Origin of the sequence: Halorubrum persicum (assembly GCF_002727125.1) — an archaeon.
Classification (GTDB): domain Archaea; phylum Halobacteriota; class Halobacteria; order Halobacteriales; family Haloferacaceae; genus Halorubrum; species Halorubrum persicum.
Map to the genome: position 1 here is coordinate 1 of NZ_NHOA01000088.1, position 18,194 is coordinate 18,194.

Consider the following 18,194-nt stretch of genomic DNA (forward strand, 5'->3'; position numbering starts at 1 on the left):
TTTCTAACGTCTACTATAGCCGCTAACGGTATTCTCAATTTGAAATTCCGTTGAAATCCTCGTCTTCAGACACAACGCCGGTGAAAAGTGGCAGTTATGAAGTAGATAGATGCGTCATAATGAGTTGGCTTCAGACTCGCTAATTTCCCGTATGTCAGATTTTAGCGCTCGGATTTGGCCCTTGAGATGCTCGATTTCTTTTTTGTGATCTCTGATCTCTTTTTGATTGGTGTTTGTCTCTCGACTGTACCTCGAGAGTTTATTTTGGTTTGAATTAGTGGAAGATTCTATCTCAGAAATTCGTTCTTCCGTTCTTTCTATGTACTCATATCGCTCAGTTGTCTGTTCAGCCATATGATGTATGCTTTCCATTTGGGTTTCGAAATTTTGGAGGCGCACCTCAAATTCAGATATTTTCTTATTCTGGTGTTCTTTAAGTTGTTCAGCTACTGCTTCTACAACCCCCACCTCAGTTTGATCGAGAGATTCGAGTTGGCTGCGATTCTGTATAATATGCCTCAGATAGGCAGATCTACTGTCAAAATCTCTGATTTCTGCTTCCGAAGTTATCGCCGCCAACGTTTCTGAATTTAGACTGATACTAATCGTTTCCACATCTAATCCCAGTACATCGAATTTTGAAAAATGGGTTGTTACGTCCTTGGGGAACAATTCCACAGTGCTGAACGTGTTCTCCGTACTAACTGTACTCGATTCAGAAGACATCGCTCGCTGAGGGTGTTAACAGAGTCGATTGAATAACCCAACCAGTGATTGTAATATCCACTGAATAGTCAGCCGGGTTGTTTCACAACCTCTGTGACGGCGTAGAAGGGTAGTGTGTCAAGAAGTGCCACGAATAGTTTCACGATGTACTGCCCGGTGACGATCGACACGAGCGCCCAGCCCCATGTTGGATCCCCACCAAGCCCGAGTGCCGGAAAGATGGCGAAACCGAGCGTGATAAACACGACCGTATCCACCCCTTGACTGATTGCAGTGGAACCGCAGTTCCGGAGCCAACGATGACGGCCAGCAGTACGACTCTTTAGATTGGCGAATAATCGAACATCAAGATGTTGGGCGAACGCGAGCGCGACGACTGATGCGAGGATGATCGATGCGGAGCCACCAAGCGTCGAAACGAACGCTTCTTGCCCACCGTAGAACGGAGCGGATGGCATCCAGATTGCGAGGAATACGAGCGCATACGCGATGACGAGCGTGACGACGGTTCCGTTGACTACTGTCGCAGCGTATTCTTTCCCGTGGTACTCAACAAGTAGATCTGAAGCAAGGTACGCGACGCCGAACGCAACGAACCCAGCAGGGACGGCAACGCCGCCAAGTCCGGGTAGTTCGATCCACGTCAGTTTCGCTGCGAGGACGTTCGCTAAGACGATGGAGCCGGCGAACACGGCGGTGAAGATCGCGCGAGTATCCTCAGTCTCCATCAGCTGTCACCCCCGTCTGTGACCGTACAGTTGCGTACCGTGCTGTGTCGCGGCTCAGTTCGGGTGGGTACCGGTGGACAACGAGAGAGTCGGTGGAGAAACGCTCGTGAGTGGTGCTGTTCCATCGATAGAATAACGAAACTCAATATTTATATATTCCCCGAATATTCTTCGAGTATGGCCCGAAGTATATCAAGAGATGAGTCCGAAGCGGTTGCGCTTCGGGAAGCAGGCCAACGAATACTCCAAATCGGAGCAGATAACCCGATTCGGATCAGTTCGGGCCATCGAATTCGCCATCACGACGGGAAGTGCTCACGACCACACGGCCACAACTACGAGATCGCCGTCGAAGTGACCGGCGAACTCACCGAAGAGGGATGGGTCGTCGACAAAGGCGATGTCACGGACGTCATCGACGCGTGGGATCATCGGTTCCTCGTTGAGGAAGGCGACCCGCTTGTCGACGCGTTTGAGGCGTCTGGAGATGGCGACGCACTCGTCGTCTTGGATCACCCACCGACGGCAGAGGTGATGAGCGTCCTGCTCGAACAACGTATGCTCGACGCCTTCCCAGACACGGTCTCAGACGTGTCGGTGTCGGTGAGCGAAACGGGCGAACTCTGTGCAACCTACTAATGCCGGTCGCAAGTGACGTCGAGGAGCGCGCAACGGACGATGACGCGTCTGGTGAAGGACTCCCGATCAACGAGGTGTTCTACTCGTTGCAGGGTGAGGGAACGCTTGCTGGCGTGCCTTCCGTTTTTGTGCGGACGTCTGGGTGTAATCTGCGTTGTTGGTTCTGTGATTCGTACCACACATCGTGGGAGCCGACCGGGGCTTGGCGCGACGTCGACTCGATCATCGAGGAAGTCCAATCACACGAGCAGGCTGGCCACGTTGTGCTCACGGGCGGGGAGCCGCTCATCCACGAGGAGTCCGTCGAATTGTTAGAGCGACTCGCCGCAGATGGGTATCATACGACGGTGGAGACGAACGGGACGATTTACCGGGATGCGCCGATAGATCTGGCGAGTATCAGCCCGAAACTGGCGAGCAGCACGCCGACGCCGGATCGTGACCCGAAAGGCGACGGCGAATGGGAGGAGAAACACGAAGAGAATCGGATTGACATGGACGCGTTGTCCCGCATGGTGGATGCATACGAGACGCAACTGAAGTTCGTCGTGACGGATGAGTCGGATCTGTCAGAGATTACGGGCCTAGTTGAGCGGGTGAGGGCGGCGACGGCGACGACCGTCGCGGACGATGACGTGTTGTTGATGCCGGAAGGCATGACGCGGGAGCAACTCGATGGGACGCGAAGCAAGGTCGCCGAGTTAGCGATGGAGTACGGCTACCGGTACACACCTCGACTCCACGTCGACTTGTGGAACGACGCCCCGGGGACATGAGCGTCGTAGACAGCCCGATCGAAGTCGTGTGGTGCCGCGAGGCCCGCGTGGGTGTCGTACGCAGCGTGGTGTACAGAGCGACAATCGATTCGACGCAACTGAGCAGATATGAGCAACAATAGCGCGGTAATTCTGGTGTCTGGAGGGATGGATAGTGCGACGGTTGTGTACGAGGCGATGGAGCAGGGGTACGAGCCGTACTTCCTGCACACATCGTATGGGCAACGTACGGAAGACAAGGAGTTCGAGTGTGCACAAGCACTTGCTGACGAGGTCGATGCGGCTGACTTCCTCCATATTGAAACAGGGCACCTCGCTCAAATCGGTGCGTCGAGTCTGACGGACGAAGAGATGGACGTGGCTGATGCGGATCTTGAGAGTGACGAGATCCCGACATCGTACGTTCCTTTCCGGAACGCGAATCTGTTGTCGATGGCGACATCGTACGCGGAGGCAACTGACTCGGAGGCGCTGTTTATCGGCGCACACTCAGAAGATTTCTCCGGGTATCCCGATTGTCGCCCCGCCTTTTTTGACGCCTTTCAGAACGTAATCGATGTCGGCACGAAACCCGAGACGGATATCGAGTTGAGGGCGCCGTTCGTCGAGTGGTCGAAAACGGAAATCGCAGAACGTGGATTGGAACTCGGCGTGCCGTACGAGATGACGTGGTCGTGTTACCGGGATGAGGAGCCGGCATGCGGAACGTGTGATGCGTGTGCGTTCCGGCTTGAAGCATTCCGGAGTGCTGGGTCACGTGATCCGATCGCGTACGCAGAGAGACCTGATTTCTCGTAACTCGTCAGCTAATACACGTCTCGCCTTTGTAGCGTTTTGTATGTTCAAGCGGTCTATTGGTAAGCTGATTACACTGTCGACACTATGAAGATATTCCTCTGCGAATACACGCACATGCCAAAGGTCAGCGTCGAGATCCCCCAAGAACTGCTTGATGACCTCGACGAGCACGTTGGTGACGAGGGGAAGTTCGTGAATCGAAGCGATGCGATTCGGGCATCGATCCGGAAGACTCTCGATATGCTTGATGAGATCGACGAACGACATGGACGGGTTGACTCATCCGGGAACGAAGACACCGAGGCAGAAAGTACCGAGTGAGTTTTCGGACGTTTCCGGAAACAGTGTATTCCACGATGAGAATCGGGGGACAACAAAGCAATTGGTAGGTATTTAGCGGCGATCAGAGCTTTTTTCGAATCTACCCAGTCACACTTTTATTATTTACCCAGAGTATAGTTATCCATCGATAGATGATCCGCGATGCTCGCATCCTCCGCGCTGGGTTCGTCCCCCGGTAAATTGAGCATCGCGACGCTGAAGTCAACCACCTCTCCAGTGTCGATGAACCATTCACGAACAGTGAATCCGCCGACACAGCTGTCATCACCGAACCCAGCGGCGCCGGCAAGACGTGTATCTCGAAATTCGTCACGAAACGACTTCGGCAAGAAGTCCTCGATGTCGAGGCCATATACGTCAACTGCAGGCGCAACTACGCCCGGTTCCGCACGCTCTACCAGATTCTTGACGACCTCGGTGCCACCATCGACATCCACCGGCAGTCGACGCCGCGCGACGAACTCGTCAACCGGTTCCAGCAACACGATGGTCCGCGAACCGTCGTCATCCTCGACGAAGTCGACCAGCTCGAAGACTCCAGCGATATCTACGACCTCCACAGCCTCCCGCAGTTCGCAATCATCTGGATCGCGAACAAGGAAGAGGAGCTGTTCAGCCGCGTCGACGACCGCCTTGTGAGCTGTCTGCGCTCCAGCGAGCATGTCCGGACGGACAAGTACCACAACGAACAGCTGTACGACATCCTGAGTGCTCGCACGAAGTGGGGGGCTCGCCGAGGACGTCATCCGATGTGACTGCCACAGCGACCGCAACGTCGTCCCCGGCCTCGGGTACTCGATCTGCGACGACCGGGGTTACCTCGTCGACGTCCTCCAGCCGATCATCGACGCCCGCGGCGAGATTAAGACGGCCATCCGTCGCGAGAAGGAAGGGGACAACCGCGAGGAGGACCGACTGGCGGAGCTCGAAGGGCGGTCGGGAGCGCTGAAGTGGATTCTCGTCGCCTGCTTCGGCTATCAAGGGTTCAGCAACGCGAAGTTCGGGCGCATCGAGTGCCACGAGGCAATCAACGCGTTCGCTCGCGAGATTCTGCTGAAGGCGAAACAGCGGCTGGAAGCTGGCGGCTGGCGGGTCGTTCACGGCATCGTCGACTCCATCTGGGTGACCCCCGACCCCGACATCGACGACGATGCCCGCGAAAACCTCGAGGCCCTCCCGACGGAGATCGCGGAGCGTGTCCCGGTTCGGCTCGAACACGAAGCCCACTACGACTGGGTGGCGTTCGTGCCGCAGCGCGAGAGCGCCGCCGGCGCGTTGACGAAGCACTTTGGTAAAGTGGCTGGTGAAGACGAATTTAAAATTAGAGGGATCGAAGCCCGGCAGCGCTCGACCCCGCCATTCATCGAGAACGTTCAGCGGGACTGTCTCGACCGACTTGATTCCACGCGGTCGCCGGATGCAGTCCTCGACAGACTCCAAGAGGCGACCAATCGGCTCCATGCAGGACAGTGTCGGTCGATGCACTCGTCGAGCGGAATCGCGTGTCAAGCCACTCGACGGATACACCCAGAATACGCAGAACGTGGCGGCATTAAAGCGCGCTCGCGAGCAAGACCTCGGCGTCCACCCCGGACAGGATATCGAGTACGTGGTTGTCGATGACGAGAAATCCTCACGGGACCGTGTCGCCCTCGCCCACGAAGCAATCGAGACCTACGACGCCGCGTACTACGTGACCCAACTCGTCAGAGCTGTCGAAAGCGTGCTGTCCCCCCCCGGGTGGGATCGGACCGATATCCGACGAGAACTTGATGGGATACGAGTACGTGGTATCACGGACTGGACCTGACCACCCCCGTTTTTCGGGTTGTAAATGGGATAGGGATACGGTGGACACCCCTATTTCGTGTTGTAAGACACCCCTATTTCGAGATGTAAATATGGCTCCTACACCCTCTACAGCCCACCTACCCAGTATTCCAGCCTGACGGACGATGTCCAAAGACGCCTACTCGAAACGAAGGCAGCAGCGAATCGCGATGAACATCCACTTGTGAGTACATCGCAAAACACACCCCCCTATTTCGAGTTGTAACGCGAACGGCCGCTCCCGTGTCGAAGATCGATATCCGAGGCACACCCCTATTTCGAGTTGTAAACGAAAGGGGGAAAATCGGAGGCCGCAGTCGGGACTCTAGTTCAGGAACCCGTTCATTTTCGATTTTGCGATAGACCGCATCATCTCTTCTTCCTGTTCCAGGTTAGCAAAACGATCGTCCTCTAGGATTCGTTCCATAATCGACTCAGGGTCTTCAGCGAGGTCGAAGTGCATGTGGATGCCTTTTCCCCGTCCTCGACCGCGACGGTCGAACTCAAGGATACCATAGGTCGCCTGTTCGGTAACATGGTTCACGAAGGTTTCTCGCCCATAGGAGTCAGCCCCGAGGGAGTCACAGACGAACTGATAGAGGCTGTAGGAGGGGCCGGCCGGAGTCCAGTCCACACCGGCATTTGAGTAGTAGTCTGTCGCAGCAACGGCGAAGATGCAGAGCTTCTTTTGTGTCGAGAGGCCACCGATATGTCGTAATTTCCGATCGGAGTCGTATCGGTCCTGGGCAGTCCGGACATGCGATTCTTCGACACGCTCGTCTCCCTGTTTATCGGCTAATTCCCCAGACCACCGAAGCAGATCGATAGCCTTCCGTGCATCACCGTGTGTCTGAGAGCCGAACGCGGCGACGAGTGGGACAACATCATCCGCGAGCGCCTCAGTCTTGAAGGCGTCTTCACGATTGCGGAGGATATGTCGAAGTTGCGTTGCGTCGTAATCCTCGAAGAAGATCTCGTCTGGATTGAATGAGCTATTCGCGCGGCTATTGAGATCAGACATGAAATTGACGTAGTTGGTTATCGCAGTGACGGAAACTGGGCCATCAAAGCGGCCGAGGTCTCGAGCCCGCGAAAGCTGATAGAGTAGTGAATTATATTCTGGTTCCGAGTATGGGCCGTCGAGCATGTCGACCTCGTCTAAGACGAAAATTACGCCGTCATAGTGTTCGCGCATGATTTCCCATAGACGCTCGAGTTTCTGGTCTGTCGAGACCCCACTCTCGGGGACACCCGGTTCTTCATCGATATTTGCCGTCGCCTCTTGAATAAGACGATAGACGGCACGACTGGTCGTACCTGGACCCTCGCAGTTTATTGAAAACACACCGAACCGCATTCCTTGAGCCTCACTCAGCTCGACGATTTTCTTACAGACCGCATGGATAATCAGGGATTTCCCTGTTCCAGACGGCCCAGTGAGCAACATCTCCGGAATTCCGTGGTCTTGGAGAGCGGGTTTGAGATTTGTGATGACGGTCTTCAACTGCTCATCGCGACCAACGATCCGATCTTCGTCGATGATAGTATCCGGGCGAACCAAATCCTTGTTCTCGAAGACGGTCTCAACAGATTCAGATTGGAGCTCGTCCATAATCGAGATCCCGCTACCAGAATCGTCGAGCGTAGTTTGACTGCTGGTAGACTCCTCGGAGTTACTCTCTCCGCGCTTTCCGGGAACCTCCGTTATAGATTCAGACTGTTCCGTCTGGTTATCTGTACCCGGCGATTCATCACCCATACCCCAATCCTCTGTGGGCCTACTATAAATAAGTAAAGGCAACCTATTTCGATTTGTAATCTCGAAGATTCACCCGGTGGAGTTACTGAGTCGGTAGTTTTCCCATTCTAAGTGTTGAACCGACTTCGATGCAGAGACGCACCCCTATTTCGAGTTGTATAATCGTGTCAAAGGTTAAATCAAATCCAGCCACACACCCCTATTTCGAGTTGTAACGGATTGGGAGGCTCTAACACGGTTTTGAGATATTCTCAACGCCCAGTCTTGTCATATCAATTGGATTGATTGGAAGTAGTTCAGCCCACCCGTCGAGAATTCACCCAAGAAAAGACACGCACCATCCTCGAAGGCCAGCTTGACCCGTGCTCCTTGGGAGAGTCCCCACACTCCCACCCCTTTTTCGAGTTGTAACGCACAACAGCGGGAGGGACAGATGAGCTGTTAGACGAGAACGAAACACCACTGACCTGCGGTAGAGAGCTTCATACAGCGATTTTCACGGTGTTTTCTCGGACAAGCCTTCGTTGATCCTACTACTCACAGATACGTAATATTACTTACGTATTGTTCGTAGGAGTTGCACAGTACGGATACTGTTCTACACCATAGATAATAAAGATTCCTATCTCATAGTCTTTGTTGGATTTCGTGGTAAGGAGGCGTGATTCGTCTGAAAACCGGCTATTCGAGGTGTTTGAGCTTTCTTCGGCTTTCTCCCTCCCCCACCCTTGTTCTGTTACAACTCGAAAAAGGGGTGGGGGTGTCGCCAACCTCTCGAGACAGGACCTCACTCGAGTTTAAATACCAATCCGCGGCTAAACGGATTACTCATGTCTAACCAACCGACACCCCGTTCGACACCGATTCGGACGCCTCCTCAACCACGCCGCTTTACTCTCCTGTCACCGCCACAAACATCTACCACGCCGTTTCAGACCTCGGCTACCCGACCGAGTACGTCCCGATTGTCGCCCGCGCCCTTGACGAGTTCCAACTCGCTATTTCCGCTGCTACCAACGGTCACTTCCTCCTCGACCAGCTCGTGCCACAAGCCGAATGCTTCGAGATCTTGGACGTCGACCACGTCACCGGGCCCATCCGCCTTGAGGATCTTTTGTTCTTCAGCGGCCCCTACGCGATGACGATTCTCACAGACGCGTCGGTGCCATAGATGACGGGGACGTCGTGGAGAACGGACAGAAACCTGAGGGTGTCAGTTACCGATTCGTCTCTGGTTGCTCCTGCCCACTCACGAGAGTCTCGGCACACTCGACGAGGTCGTCCTCTGATGTCCACTGACAGAGACGCCCAGCATCGTCGAGGAGGTACTCCTGCCAGAGGACCGCCGACAGAACGATTTGCCGTACAAGTTCTATGGGATTAGCGAGAGTGGTCGACAGTTCCTCGAGGAACACAAACTCCTTCGAGCGCAGGATACACTCCGAGATATCTACGCCCGTGTGGAGAAGACCGACGACATCGAACGCTACGAAACTGCGCCGCGACCCAAGCGCTGAAAACCTTAACCAACAGAGCGGAAGAAATCCAACATCTCGTTGGTTAACTGAATGAGGACGAGAATTCGTCCTCCAGAACGTCGATGAGCTCCTCTGCCGTTCGACTAATCCGGTCGAGACGGTCACGAACGACTTCAGGCTCGTCCGACTCCCACGCGGCCAGGTAAAACGCTGACCCGCTCGTGTCGAGCCCGCAGTAGCGCCCGACGACGTATGCGACAGCTTCGGCCTCGACCTCGCGTTTCGACCGCTCGGTATCGTCGTCGACGTCGAAGTGGAGCAGGGCGTGGGCGTACTCGTGGATCAGCGTCCGCGCAAGGTCGGCCTCGTTCTCGCGATCACGCACCTCGACACGCGGTTGCATATCGACGAGACTCAGCTGCTCGCAGATGCCTTTCGCCTCGCCGTGCGTCCACTCCGCTTCCGGAACGATCCGAACCGTCACGCCAAGTTCGTCGGCGGCTCCAGTCAGCCGACCGACGAGGTCGCCGGCGTCCCCGGTCGCTTCTGTGTCCAGGTCGGGAAGCGGCTCGCCCTCGGTCTGGGAGACGTCGAACACGGGCGCGGGCTTGAACCCGACCAGCCCCTCCGACCACTCTTCGGGCGGCGTCTCGTCGTACGCACAGTCACTGTCCTCGTGGTAGCTCGGCGAGTTCTCGCACTCCGGGCACTGCGTGGTGATGATCGGCGCCCAGATCCAGATGGCCGACTCGCCTTCCTGGACGTGGCGGTCGAACTCTTCTTGCCACCTCCGGTAGCCCGCCACCCGGCTCGCCTCGGGATACTGGCGCTTGATGAGGAGCGTATTCCGGTAGGAGTAGTCGTGGAAGCGACTCTGGACGTCGAGCCACTCCTGAAACTCCGCGCTGGTCTGTGCATCGTCGATGCCGGTGACGAGGTCGTCAATCCACTGTTCGATCGTACTGTTCATCTCGTCGGATCGCGTGTCGGTCTGGTCGAAGGAGACCGACGAGTCACTGCTCGTAGCCATTATGTTCACCAAATCAAGTTCACGGCGACTGCGTCAGTTCAGACCGCGCCGCACCCCTCAGGGGTGTTCAAAAAACCACTCTGTCAGTCAGCGGAGTTCGTGGCGATCATCCGCAAAGCCAACCGAGACGAGGTACTCGAGGAACTCGTCGAACCGCTCGACGTCGCTAGGCGTGTCGGTCGCAAGGTGACGTGCCCACTCGATGGCCCACTGGAAGGCGGGATCCGTGCCGCCCTTGCCGTGTAGATACCACCAGCGAGCCGCTTTGAGAACCACGATGGGATTCGTCGGCGGCTGCTCACCGGCGAGCCCACGGGTGATGGATTCGATTTTGTCGGGGACGTCGGCGGGATCGACTTCCGCTGATTGCGTGGTGTCGATATCGACCGGGATTGCGTCGATCGAGACGGTGTCGGAACGCTGTTGTTGACTCACTGGAAGTCACCTCTGAGAGCGTTCGAAGGAGCCCTCGCCCTCTCAGGGGGCACGAAAAACAGAGCACAGTTCATTAACCAACAAAAATACAGATCTCGCGGGAGATGTTGGTTAAGAACAGAATTCAATCTTCGTCCTCACGCAGCTCTTCAGCCTTTCAGTTGAGCCGGCGCAGGATTTGCGTACTATTCTGATGAGCGTTCTCGTAGGCAACACACTCCCGGAGTGTCTCCATATCGGGGATCGTCGCGATCCCGACCTTGATCAGTCGATAGTTCGGTGCTTCGAGGCGTTTCTCGGGTGGGAATTCGTCCTCACCCCCGTCGTTGTCTGCGGATTTCTCCATCGCTATCGCCCTTCACCCTTCACCCTTCACGGGCGAGAAAGACAGAAGAAACGACTGCCGAACTATTACAGCGTCAGGCCATCGCATCCTGAAATCGCTCGCGAAGCGCATCTTCACGCTCCTCGAACTGATCGACCTTCTCCTGCAGGTCGTCGCTGACGCGCTCGATGCTCGCGAGCGCCCGCTCGCCGGCGAGTGACGCCTGCGATCCGCCGTCGCTGTCCGCTTCCAGCTGCTCCTCGTAGGCGCGTTCAACGCGCTCGATGGTGCCCTCTGGGTTGAACAGAATGTCGTTGGCCGTGCGGACGTAGCCGTCCAGCGATGCGCCTTCCTTGCCCTGGAAGAAGTGCGTGAGCGCGTACGTCGCGCCGGAATGCAGCGTCCACATATCGATCTCCACGGGTGAGGCCGCGTTGGCCTCGGCATCGCTCGCAGCGCGTTCGGCCAGGTAATCCGGAAAGCCGAGCAGACGGTAGAACTCCGTGACGGTGAAGGGGAGCTCCGAGAAGTCGAGGTCGATGTCCTGGACGTCCCGGATGAACTCAAAGAGATCGTCGGCGATAAGTTCGACCTGTGCGAGAATCTCCTCCCACCAGGTCCGGAAGTTCCGGACGTCGCCGACGTGTTTGATAATCTCCTTGTCGGTGAGCGAGCGCATCGTGTTCGAACAATACCCGTCCTGAGCGAACCCCTCCACGTAGACGGCGTGCTCACCGAAGAAATCATAGCCCGACGTAACGCCCATCGTGATCGGGTCCGACCGCCCGGGGAGGCGCACCCCGAGGCCGTCGAACATGATGTCCATATGGACCTCGCCGCCACCCCGGTAGCGCCGGATCTCGCCGAACATCACCTCGCCGAGCGGCGTTCCGTCGATAGTCTGCTCGCGGAGGACTTCCTCAAGCGGGCCGTAGACGTCGACAGGATTGATGATCGCGTAGCTGTCTGTGGGGATATGAAATAGGGGATCCATCTCAGCGTCTTCATCTTGGGCCTGCTCTCGAGCTCGATTCGGCTCGACGAGCGCGTTGAACCGATCAGTCTGGACCCACTCGTCGGTGTAGGGATCGCGATACGCGACTGCTGTGTCGACTGCTTGGGGAAGCTCTCGAACCGCCGCACTGAAGCTGATTGGTTCAGCCCCACCGTGTTGCTCGGCGTACCATTCAGGTAGTTCGGTGTCGGTACGTCCATCGACGCCAGCGAAGGTGGTTCTCGACTCTGGGTCTTTCATTCCAGTCACCTCGACGCAGGAACGCTCATCGACGGCCGCTGCATCGTCCCGCGCCCTGCGCCCCTCTGCCGGGCGCAACAACACCACATTAACCAACACCATCCCTAGGAGTGACTGGCTGTTGGTTAACCGAACACAGTCGGGGGGATGCCCCAATATCCTTACTCAGTGCTGGAGCCGCTCCGTAGGTAGAATGGATTACGGCGGGAGATGACGATCGTAGATATTCCGCCGATGCCCAACCGCCTCGACGATGAGGACATCTTCGTCTCGGTCCCACGTGATGATCGCTCGGTAGTCGCCGGCGCGGAGCTTATAGTACGGGTAGCCGGTGAGTTTTTCGAGCCGGTGGGAGGTCCAGTCTTTCGCCTCGTCGAGTTTCTTCACCAGTCGCTCTTGGGCTTCGGTGTCGAGTCCGTCCAGCAAATCGAGGGCTTTGGGCGTCCACTCGACCTCAGTCATCGATGCCCAGCCGGTTCTTCACGTCGTCCTGCGACACCGTCTCGCCCTGCTCTCGCTGTTCGCGGCTCTCTACCAGATGCTTGAGCGCTTCTTCGGATAGCTGAGCTGGCGGGTTGACAGCGTCTCGGAGGGCATCGCGGATAAACTCGGATTTGTTCGCGTAGCCACGCTCCTCCCAGACCTCGTCGACTTGTGCCAGCAACGATTGCGGCACCCGGACGTTGATCTTCTCCATCTCGCCGTCGCCACCAGCGTCGCTGTCAGTGCTCATATGCTGTGATACGCTTGTATCACGTAAGTAGCTTCGGTTGAGTACTCGGGTGGGTGACGATGTCCAGACTGCGCTTGAGGGAGAGTCGCCGCTGATCCGAGAGGTTCAGCACGACGGCTTGGCCGTCGATGCGGAAGCCGACGTACTCCACTGTGTCTCGGTGAGACTGAGCGGCCGATGAAACTGAAACGGATTCGGAACTGGCTACAGGTACATTCTCGCTCATTCGTTGCTGCAAGTGGTTCGATGACCCCTGTATCCCTCTCAGGGGTTCAATAAACAGGACAGCACAGCGTTCGGCAACGTATTTGACAGTTGCAACGTACTGTCCAATTAATTCAGGATGGCTGTACTGGACGATCTCTCAGGGTTCGAGTTCGAGGACGTGATGGAGGACGTGTTCCGCAACCTTGGCTACGAGAACGTCCGTCAGGCAGCCAAAACTGCCGACGAAGGTCGGGACGTCATCATGGAGGAGGTCGTCGACGGACAGCGCCGCGCGATTATTGTCGAGTGCAAGCACACGGCCACCGTCGGGCGGCCGGTCGTCCAGAAGCTCCACTCGGCGATCGCCACGTTCGACTTCGAGGGCCCCAAGCGCGGCATGGTCGTCACGACCGGTCGGTTCACGACTCCCGCTCAGGAGTACGCCGACCGCCTTCAGCAGAACGACGATCCGTATCCCATCGAGCTGCTGGACGGCAAGGATCTCCGAGAGATCGCCGACGAGATCGGGCTTGACCTCTACAACGGTCGGATCGAAATCCTTTGTGACGAAACGCTTCGGCCGTACGACCCGGCCGCCGATGTCGACGCGGCCGTCGCGGAGGCGTTCCACGACATCGAGAACATCGAGGCCGCCGACCTACCCGAACCGCATTCGGCGGTAACGTTCCGCCCGGTGGTTGCGATTACCGCCGACACCAACGCCGTCTTCGAAACGTCAGTCGGCGTCATTCACCGGATCAACGACCGGACGCGGTTCGTCGTCCACACCGAACGCGGGCAGCCGCAGGTCGTCGACGAGGACGTCGGGTCGCTGGTCACCGAGAACCTCCACGCGACGGTCGACCTCGACACCGAGCGGTTCGGAGCGGTGTTCAACGATGTCAAGGAGCGCCGATTTGGGCAGACTCAAACGGAGTACAAGGAATGGGCTGTTGACCGCCTTCAGGACTATCACACGACGACGGTGACCTACACCGGCGACAACAACGTCACCTACAACAAGACGTGTGAGCCGAATCTCTCGGACATCTCAGTACAATCGATTGAGCCGGTGTATCTCCCTGAGGTTCGGCAAACGACAGAGATGCTGGAGTATTCGTATCCCTACGAGTACTACGCGGCAGGCCCGTCAAGAGTGACTGCCGAGGACGGGATCCACCGGTGCGTCCACTGCGAGACGAGTGGCGTCGACGAGACCTACACCTACTGTCCGAACTGCGGGGCAATCGCCTGCGACAGCCACATCAAAAGGGAGCGGCTGGAAGGCGAGCCTGTCTGTACGGGCTGTGCAGTCACCGAGCGGTTCGCGTTAAAGACGAAGTACTTCTACGACGAGGAGAACCTCGAGGCGTTCCGCGAGGAGTACGCCGCCATGCCCATCCACGAGAAGGCGATGGAGAACAAGGTCCTCGCTGGCGGAGGCGTTATCGCGATGGTGCTGACCCTCATCGGCCTTCTCGTCATCGGCGGCGTCATCTAACCCGTCGCGTTCTCACGCCGGCTCGGCGACGAGTTCTGTGAGCGCGTCGTCCAGTGGGCCGTGGAACTGCCAACTCGCTTGCTCGAACGCTTCGTCGGTCGGGCCGTCCCAGCGGGGGAACGCGGAGTGGCCACTCACTTTGATGGTCCATTCGGAGGGCTCCTCGAACGGGTTTGCCGTTGGGAGTTCGACGACGTAGAGGTACTCCTCGTCGCCGTGGATGCCGTCAGCTGGGTCCTCGACGCCGTGGCCAAGCAGGAACAGCGGTTGATCGAGGTGCTGCATATTGTCCGGATCGAGGAGATCTGCTGGCTGCGCTGCGTCGATCGTTCGCTCAGGGTCGCCATCCAGATACAGGTCGATTGTCGAGAGCTTGTCGAGGAACACGAAAGTCGCCGCCGTGTAAGCTGGTCCGCGCTCGGCACGGGTCGCATCGAGGAGTTCCTTCAGTTGAGCGAGATCTCGAAGAACGGCCCCTGGGTACCCGTCCGAATGTCGGTATACCTGGGCGACGCGCTCGGCGTCGTCATTCGTTTTACTGGGCTCTTCGACTCGTTGAACGAATCGGAGTTGACTACGTGTCGACATCGATCACCGCCGGCACGAGTGCGCCGGCACCCATCGCCGGCGCACCACAAAAACAGAGTCCAGCTACTCACTCGATTTCGAGGTTTCCAGCTTCTCCTTCGCCTGTCTCACTGTTCTCGTCCCATTCGAGTTCGAATTCGATGCTTAACTCTCCAGGGCCCTCTGCGGGCCCTTCGCGTTCGGCCTTGACTTCGAATGTCGGCCGCGTTGGTGGGTCCATCGTGACGGACTCTGCCCCGTCCTTCAGAGTGATCGACCCCCCCTGTTCGAGCTTTTCGGCGACATTCCGGAGATACGACGCGATTTCATCTCGGCTCTGGGCACTCTCAGATTTGAATAACACTTCTTCGGGCATACACCACGCTCTACGCTCCCTGCTTGGATAAGTGACCCTCCCATCCCAGCAAGTGAAATCCGTTGCCCTAAGCCAGATGCGACACCTCGTCAGGCTCCTCGACGTCGTCGAACTCGCCGCGCTCAACAGGTTCCCAGTCCTCACCCGGCTCCGGACTCCACCAGTCGATCTCGTAGGCGCCCGGTGCGCCGAGGACCTTCACGCGCGCCGATCCGTCAGGGAGGTCGCGTCGAAGCTTCTCGTCGACGTGAAGGTTCCACGTCGAGTCCGTGTCGAAACAGGCGAGTACGGCTTCCTCGTAGCCGCGTGTCTCCCGTGATTCTTGGAGTTCAACCTGCGTGTTACAGTTCTTGCAGAACACCCCCTCGAAGGGAATGTGGCTGAATATTTCGTGCCCGCAGACGGGACACCAGAGGAACTCGAACAGTGCCTCACTGTATCGGTTGAGTATTTCGAGACTCATGTTGGACTGACCCAGTCGAACCGGGCCACCCCTCTTTCCCGGACGAAAAACAGCGAGGCGGAGGCCCCCTCAGTCACCGCTCGGCGCCGTAGACGATGCGTGATGGTGCTTCGTACCCACAGTCCGGGCAGTCGAACCAACGCTGAACCTTCGCCCCGTCTGCTGACTTCTCACCGACGAGGACGTCGTCGTTCGGACACTCCGAACAATTCAGCTTGGGCGCAGGCCGCTTCCGGAGTTCGTCCCGGAACGATTTCCCGTCCTTCGTCTGGTACCCTCGCGACCACACCGGGTAGCCGTCGACGAGGATCGCGCCACGCCACTTGTAGCGGTAGGTGTCTGGCGCTCTGTGGAGGACAGCCCGAGCGCCAGTCTCGGTGTTTCGATACGCGAGCGTCGGCGTGCGACTTTCTCGTGCCCAATTAGTGATCCGTGGCATTGTCGGTTAGAAGTGGACGTCTGCGGGGACGATCCAGAGCGTTTGACTGTCCTCCTCTTCCTCGAGGACACGATCCAGTTGGCCGCGATGCCGAATTCCCTGTGCGTGCTGATCGTACAACGGGATCGACGGCCCCTCGTAGGCGCCGATCTGGTGGAACGCGTGCCGAGCGAGGTCCTCGTCGCGCATGATAGCCTCGTCGTTTAGCTCGTCGAGCGCCTCTCTCACGCGGTCGAGATTCCGCTGAAACTCTTCCTTAGTGGCCTTCCAGGCCCGGTCGAGAAGCTCACCGCCCTCCTCTGAATTGATGGGTGCTGCCGTCGGCAGGTCTCCCCAACGCGCTTTCCCGGCTACTGTCGTATCCTCTTCGTCGAAGGTACAGTAGTAATCAAACACGGCTGCGCCGTGGGGATTCGCTCCGACGAGACGGTCGAAGACCGCTTTCCCTTCGACCAGGGCGTCGTGCTGTGTCGGTGCTTCGACTAAGGCGTAGATGATCATATGCATCTTCGTTCACCTCGGAGCGCCGACTCACCGGGCTCTGCTCCGCTCTGTCTGCTCGGTGCGCCGGCACCCATCGCCGGCGCTCGAAAAACCTGCTTCGGGAGATCGCGTTCAGGAGTCGGCCACACGCTCGACGGTGATGGTCAGATCCCCGGACTCGTAGTCCGCTTCGAAGTCGACGGTGTACGCATCTGAATCGTAGGCGGCGTGGTAGGCGCGGTGACGCTCGAGGGATCCGGTCGTCTTGAAGTGGAAGAACGCGGCCGCCGTGTAGGGTTTGCTCTGGGTCTCGATCTGCGTCTCAACCGATGCTGGAAGCGCGATTTGTGGGGTGTCGGTGTCGATACTCGTCGCGAACTCCTTGGCCTCCTCGACGGTAGCTTGCGAATGTGCTGGTGTCTCGCCGGTCAGTACATTCATCGGTGTTTCTGTCTCGTCGGTGAACAGGACGTCTTCGAAGGTGTGTATCCCGAGGATAGCCTCGGGATCTAACTCGCAGTCGTGAAATGGGTCGTCCTCTGAGGTCATCGAATCACGAGCCTACGTGGGGCTCACCCATTCCGGCCCCTGAAAAACAGCAGCTGCCACGAAACAAATCGAACTAAGAGTGGTTCAGGCTCGCCTTCTCGAAGGATGAGTCTCCGGTCGGAATGAGCAACTCCTGTCGGTCTCCGACTCGCTCGGCCAGTTTCCGTTTCAGGTACTGCCTCGCCGTCGCCGGCGTGAAGACGCCTTTGTCGACCATATCGCCGACGACGTCTTTGAGGGCCGCGAACTGTCCCTGTAGGTGGCCATCGCCGACCGGCTCGCCGTCGTGCCACCGAACGGTCGCGAGCGCGCCGTTCCCGACCGTCTCCCCCTGTTTGACTGTCTCCGATTCGTACTGCAGGCCGAACCACAGCGTCCGGTAGGCGGTCACCTCGAAGGTCGGCGACACAACGTAGAACGCCTCGTGATGGAGGTAGTCGAGATGGTCAGCGATGATCTTCTCGAGGGTGAGTCCGGTGGCGCGGGGCTTCGGCTCGACGACCGTCGACGGTCGCTCTTCGTCGGCGAGGTAGCCGTCGACGGCGTCTGCCTCGAGACTATCGGCCAGTTCCGCCAGCAGCTGTTTCGCCCACTTTGAGTCGGTGTCGTCGCCACCGAACGGCGACCCAGCCGAGATTCGGTGCTTGAGCTTCAGGTTCGCTGCGCCCCAATGTGAGTAGTGGAGCGTGTACTGTCCGTCTGTCCGTTCGTACGCAACAAGTGCGCGGTGACCCATTCGAACAATCACCTCGCAG

23 protein-coding genes and 3 pseudogenes are annotated in these 18,194 nt (G+C 57.7%); 8 read left to right on the plus strand and 18 right to left on the minus strand.

The features are described from left to right. Nucleotides 1-114 precede the first annotated feature (114 nt). Both DJ69_RS17895 and DJ69_RS11000 read right to left on the minus strand, forming a co-directional pair. Complete coding sequence (locus DJ69_RS17895) at nucleotides 115-678, minus strand: hypothetical protein (RefSeq protein WP_144050427.1); 564 nt, start codon at nucleotides 676-678, stop codon at nucleotides 115-117. Nucleotides 679-794: 116 nt separating this feature from the next. Further along, a complete protein-coding gene (locus tag DJ69_RS11000; RefSeq protein ID WP_099255648.1) occupies nucleotides 795-1,454 on the minus strand; it encodes a queuosine precursor transporter in 660 nt (219 codons plus the stop codon). 177 nt (nucleotides 1,455-1,631) lie between these two features. On the opposite strand from DJ69_RS11000, the gene DJ69_RS11005 reads away from it, so the two are divergent. The 6 genes and pseudogenes from DJ69_RS11005 to DJ69_RS11025 form a co-directional block, all read left to right on the plus strand. Beyond that, nucleotides 1,632-2,093, plus strand: a complete 462-nt coding sequence (locus tag DJ69_RS11005) for a 6-pyruvoyl trahydropterin synthase family protein (protein ID WP_099255649.1) — start codon at nucleotides 1,632-1,634, stop codon at nucleotides 2,091-2,093. Continuing rightward, nucleotides 2,093-2,869 carry a 7-carboxy-7-deazaguanine synthase QueE gene (locus tag DJ69_RS11010; RefSeq protein WP_099255650.1) on the plus strand — a complete coding sequence of 259 codons (777 nt, stop codon included), beginning with the start codon at nucleotides 2,093-2,095 and terminating at the stop codon, nucleotides 2,867-2,869. Before DJ69_RS11005 ends, DJ69_RS11010 begins: the two co-directional genes overlap by 1 nt. A 108-nt stretch (nucleotides 2,870-2,977) precedes the next feature. After that, nucleotides 2,978-3,667: a 7-cyano-7-deazaguanine synthase QueC gene (gene queC, locus DJ69_RS11015; protein ID WP_099255651.1), complete on the plus strand. Its 690-nt coding sequence runs from the start codon at nucleotides 2,978-2,980 to the stop codon at nucleotides 3,665-3,667. A 114-nt stretch (nucleotides 3,668-3,781) separates the two neighbouring features. Beyond that, entirely contained in the window at nucleotides 3,782-3,988 is a 207-nt protein-coding gene (locus DJ69_RS11020; protein WP_099255683.1) for a ribbon-helix-helix domain-containing protein, read from the plus strand. A 200-nt stretch (nucleotides 3,989-4,188) separates the two neighbouring features. Beyond that, nucleotides 4,189-4,737 (plus strand): annotated as a pseudogene (locus DJ69_RS18405) (AAA family ATPase); the annotation flags it as partial. Between the two features lies 1 nt (nucleotide 4,738). Then, a pseudogene (locus DJ69_RS11025) lies at nucleotides 4,739-5,819 on the plus strand (DNA polymerase domain-containing protein); the annotation flags it as partial. A 345-nt stretch (nucleotides 5,820-6,164) separates the two neighbouring features. Here DJ69_RS11025 and DJ69_RS11030 read toward each other — a convergent pair. Continuing rightward, nucleotides 6,165-7,598, minus strand: coding sequence for a Cdc6/Cdc18 family protein (locus DJ69_RS11030; protein WP_099255652.1), 1,434 nt, complete (start codon nucleotides 7,596-7,598; stop codon nucleotides 6,165-6,167). Nucleotides 7,599-8,529: 931 nt separating this feature from the next. Further along, nucleotides 8,530-8,682 (minus strand): hypothetical protein, encoded by a 153-nt coding sequence (locus DJ69_RS18410; protein WP_180271796.1) that lies wholly within the window; start codon nucleotides 8,680-8,682, stop codon nucleotides 8,530-8,532. A gap of 229 nt (nucleotides 8,683-8,911) precedes the next feature. On the opposite strand from DJ69_RS18410, the pseudogene DJ69_RS19205 reads away from it, so the two are divergent. Then, nucleotides 8,912-9,115 (plus strand): annotated as a pseudogene (locus DJ69_RS19205) (transcriptional regulator); the annotation flags it as partial. A 43-nt stretch (nucleotides 9,116-9,158) separates the two neighbouring features. On the opposite strand, the gene DJ69_RS11040 reads toward DJ69_RS19205, so the two are convergent. The 7 genes from DJ69_RS11040 to DJ69_RS19035 form a co-directional block, all read right to left on the minus strand. Next, nucleotides 9,159-10,106 (minus strand): M78 family metallopeptidase domain-containing protein, encoded by a 948-nt coding sequence (locus tag DJ69_RS11040; protein ID WP_099255653.1) that lies wholly within the window; start codon nucleotides 10,104-10,106, stop codon nucleotides 9,159-9,161. 87 nt (nucleotides 10,107-10,193) lie between these two features. Then, a complete protein-coding gene (locus tag DJ69_RS11045; protein WP_099255654.1) occupies nucleotides 10,194-10,541 on the minus strand; it encodes a hypothetical protein in 348 nt (115 codons plus the stop codon). 157 nt (nucleotides 10,542-10,698) lie between these two features. After that, entirely contained in the window at nucleotides 10,699-10,887 is a 189-nt protein-coding gene (locus tag DJ69_RS11050; protein WP_099255655.1) for a hypothetical protein, read from the minus strand. 73 nt (nucleotides 10,888-10,960) lie between these two features. Further along, nucleotides 10,961-12,121, minus strand: coding sequence for a hypothetical protein (locus DJ69_RS11055; RefSeq protein WP_099255684.1), 1,161 nt, complete (start codon nucleotides 12,119-12,121; stop codon nucleotides 10,961-10,963). A gap of 198 nt (nucleotides 12,122-12,319) precedes the next feature. Then, nucleotides 12,320-12,583 (minus strand): type II toxin-antitoxin system RelE family toxin, encoded by a 264-nt coding sequence (locus tag DJ69_RS11060; RefSeq protein WP_099255656.1) that lies wholly within the window; start codon nucleotides 12,581-12,583, stop codon nucleotides 12,320-12,322. Beyond that, nucleotides 12,576-12,854 (minus strand): ribbon-helix-helix domain-containing protein, encoded by a 279-nt coding sequence (locus tag DJ69_RS11065; protein ID WP_099255657.1) that lies wholly within the window; start codon nucleotides 12,852-12,854, stop codon nucleotides 12,576-12,578. Before DJ69_RS11065 ends, DJ69_RS11060 begins: the two co-directional genes overlap by 8 nt. Nucleotides 12,855-12,873: 19 nt before the next feature. Next, complete coding sequence (locus DJ69_RS19035; protein ID WP_275539522.1) at nucleotides 12,874-13,005, minus strand: hypothetical protein; 132 nt, start codon at nucleotides 13,003-13,005, stop codon at nucleotides 12,874-12,876. A gap of 192 nt (nucleotides 13,006-13,197) precedes the next feature. Here DJ69_RS19035 and DJ69_RS11075 point away from each other — a divergent pair, with 192 nt between their 5' ends. Next, nucleotides 13,198-14,562, plus strand: coding sequence for a restriction endonuclease (locus DJ69_RS11075; RefSeq protein ID WP_099255659.1), 1,365 nt, complete (start codon nucleotides 13,198-13,200; stop codon nucleotides 14,560-14,562). A 12-nt stretch (nucleotides 14,563-14,574) separates the two neighbouring features. Here DJ69_RS11075 and DJ69_RS11080 read toward each other — a convergent pair whose 3' ends face one another. The 7 genes from DJ69_RS11080 to DJ69_RS11110 form a co-directional block, all read right to left on the minus strand. Beyond that, nucleotides 14,575-15,150: a hypothetical protein gene (locus DJ69_RS11080; protein ID WP_099255660.1), complete on the minus strand. Its 576-nt coding sequence runs from the start codon at nucleotides 15,148-15,150 to the stop codon at nucleotides 14,575-14,577. A 67-nt stretch (nucleotides 15,151-15,217) separates the two neighbouring features. Further along, complete coding sequence (locus tag DJ69_RS11085) at nucleotides 15,218-15,505, minus strand: amphi-Trp domain-containing protein (RefSeq protein WP_099255661.1); 288 nt, start codon at nucleotides 15,503-15,505, stop codon at nucleotides 15,218-15,220. A 67-nt stretch (nucleotides 15,506-15,572) separates the two neighbouring features. Then, nucleotides 15,573-15,968, minus strand: a complete 396-nt coding sequence (locus DJ69_RS11090) for a DUF7567 family protein (protein WP_099255662.1) — start codon at nucleotides 15,966-15,968, stop codon at nucleotides 15,573-15,575. Nucleotides 15,969-16,041: 73 nt separating this feature from the next. After that, nucleotides 16,042-16,407 (minus strand): DUF7568 family protein, encoded by a 366-nt coding sequence (locus tag DJ69_RS11095; RefSeq protein WP_099255663.1) that lies wholly within the window; start codon nucleotides 16,405-16,407, stop codon nucleotides 16,042-16,044. A gap of 6 nt (nucleotides 16,408-16,413) precedes the next feature. Continuing rightward, a complete protein-coding gene (locus tag DJ69_RS11100) occupies nucleotides 16,414-16,914 on the minus strand; it encodes a hypothetical protein (RefSeq protein WP_099255664.1) in 501 nt (166 codons plus the stop codon). Nucleotides 16,915-17,022: 108 nt separating this feature from the next. Continuing rightward, a complete protein-coding gene (locus DJ69_RS11105; protein WP_099255665.1) occupies nucleotides 17,023-17,439 on the minus strand; it encodes a hypothetical protein in 417 nt (138 codons plus the stop codon). A 73-nt stretch (nucleotides 17,440-17,512) separates the two neighbouring features. After that, nucleotides 17,513-18,175 (minus strand): DUF6735 family protein, encoded by a 663-nt coding sequence (locus DJ69_RS11110; protein ID WP_099255666.1) that lies wholly within the window; start codon nucleotides 18,173-18,175, stop codon nucleotides 17,513-17,515. Nucleotides 18,176-18,194: the final 19 nt, after the last annotated feature.

Coding starts and splice junctions, on each gene's coding strand:
- queC (WP_099255651.1), top strand. CDS start 2,978: ATGAGCAACAATAGCGCGGTAATTCTGGTGTCTGGAGGGATGGATAGT.
- DJ69_RS11020 (WP_099255683.1), top strand. CDS start 3,782: ATGCCAAAGGTCAGCGTCGAGATCCCCCAAGAACTGCTTGATGACCTC.
- DJ69_RS11090 (WP_099255662.1), bottom strand. CDS start 15,968: ATGAGTCTCGAAATACTCAACCGATACAGTGAGGCACTGTTCGAGTTC.
- DJ69_RS11095 (WP_099255663.1), bottom strand. CDS start 16,407: ATGCCACGGATCACTAATTGGGCACGAGAAAGTCGCACGCCGACGCTC.
- DJ69_RS11105 (WP_099255665.1), bottom strand. CDS start 17,439: ATGACCTCAGAGGACGACCCATTTCACGACTGCGAGTTAGATCCCGAG.
- DJ69_RS11075 (WP_099255659.1), top strand. CDS start 13,198: ATGGCTGTACTGGACGATCTCTCAGGGTTCGAGTTCGAGGACGTGATG.
- DJ69_RS11100 (WP_099255664.1), bottom strand. CDS start 16,914: ATGCATATGATCATCTACGCCTTAGTCGAAGCACCGACACAGCACGAC.
- DJ69_RS11005 (WP_099255649.1), top strand. CDS start 1,632: ATGGCCCGAAGTATATCAAGAGATGAGTCCGAAGCGGTTGCGCTTCGG.
- DJ69_RS11080 (WP_099255660.1), bottom strand. CDS start 15,150: ATGTCGACACGTAGTCAACTCCGATTCGTTCAACGAGTCGAAGAGCCC.
- DJ69_RS11055 (WP_099255684.1), bottom strand. CDS start 12,121: ATGAAAGACCCAGAGTCGAGAACCACCTTCGCTGGCGTCGATGGACGT.
- DJ69_RS11050 (WP_099255655.1), bottom strand. CDS start 10,887: ATGGAGAAATCCGCAGACAACGACGGGGGTGAGGACGAATTCCCACCC.
- DJ69_RS11060 (WP_099255656.1), bottom strand. CDS start 12,583: ATGACTGAGGTCGAGTGGACGCCCAAAGCCCTCGATTTGCTGGACGGA.
- DJ69_RS11040 (WP_099255653.1), bottom strand. CDS start 10,106: ATGGCTACGAGCAGTGACTCGTCGGTCTCCTTCGACCAGACCGACACG.
- DJ69_RS11085 (WP_099255661.1), bottom strand. CDS start 15,505: ATGCCCGAAGAAGTGTTATTCAAATCTGAGAGTGCCCAGAGCCGAGAT.
- DJ69_RS11065 (WP_099255657.1), bottom strand. CDS start 12,854: ATGAGCACTGACAGCGACGCTGGTGGCGACGGCGAGATGGAGAAGATC.
- DJ69_RS11110 (WP_099255666.1), bottom strand. CDS start 18,175: ATGGGTCACCGCGCACTTGTTGCGTACGAACGGACAGACGGACAGTAC.
- DJ69_RS11000 (WP_099255648.1), bottom strand. CDS start 1,454: ATGGAGACTGAGGATACTCGCGCGATCTTCACCGCCGTGTTCGCCGGC.
- DJ69_RS11030 (WP_099255652.1), bottom strand. CDS start 7,598: ATGGGTGATGAATCGCCGGGTACAGATAACCAGACGGAACAGTCTGAA.
- DJ69_RS11010 (WP_099255650.1), top strand. CDS start 2,093: ATGCCGGTCGCAAGTGACGTCGAGGAGCGCGCAACGGACGATGACGCG.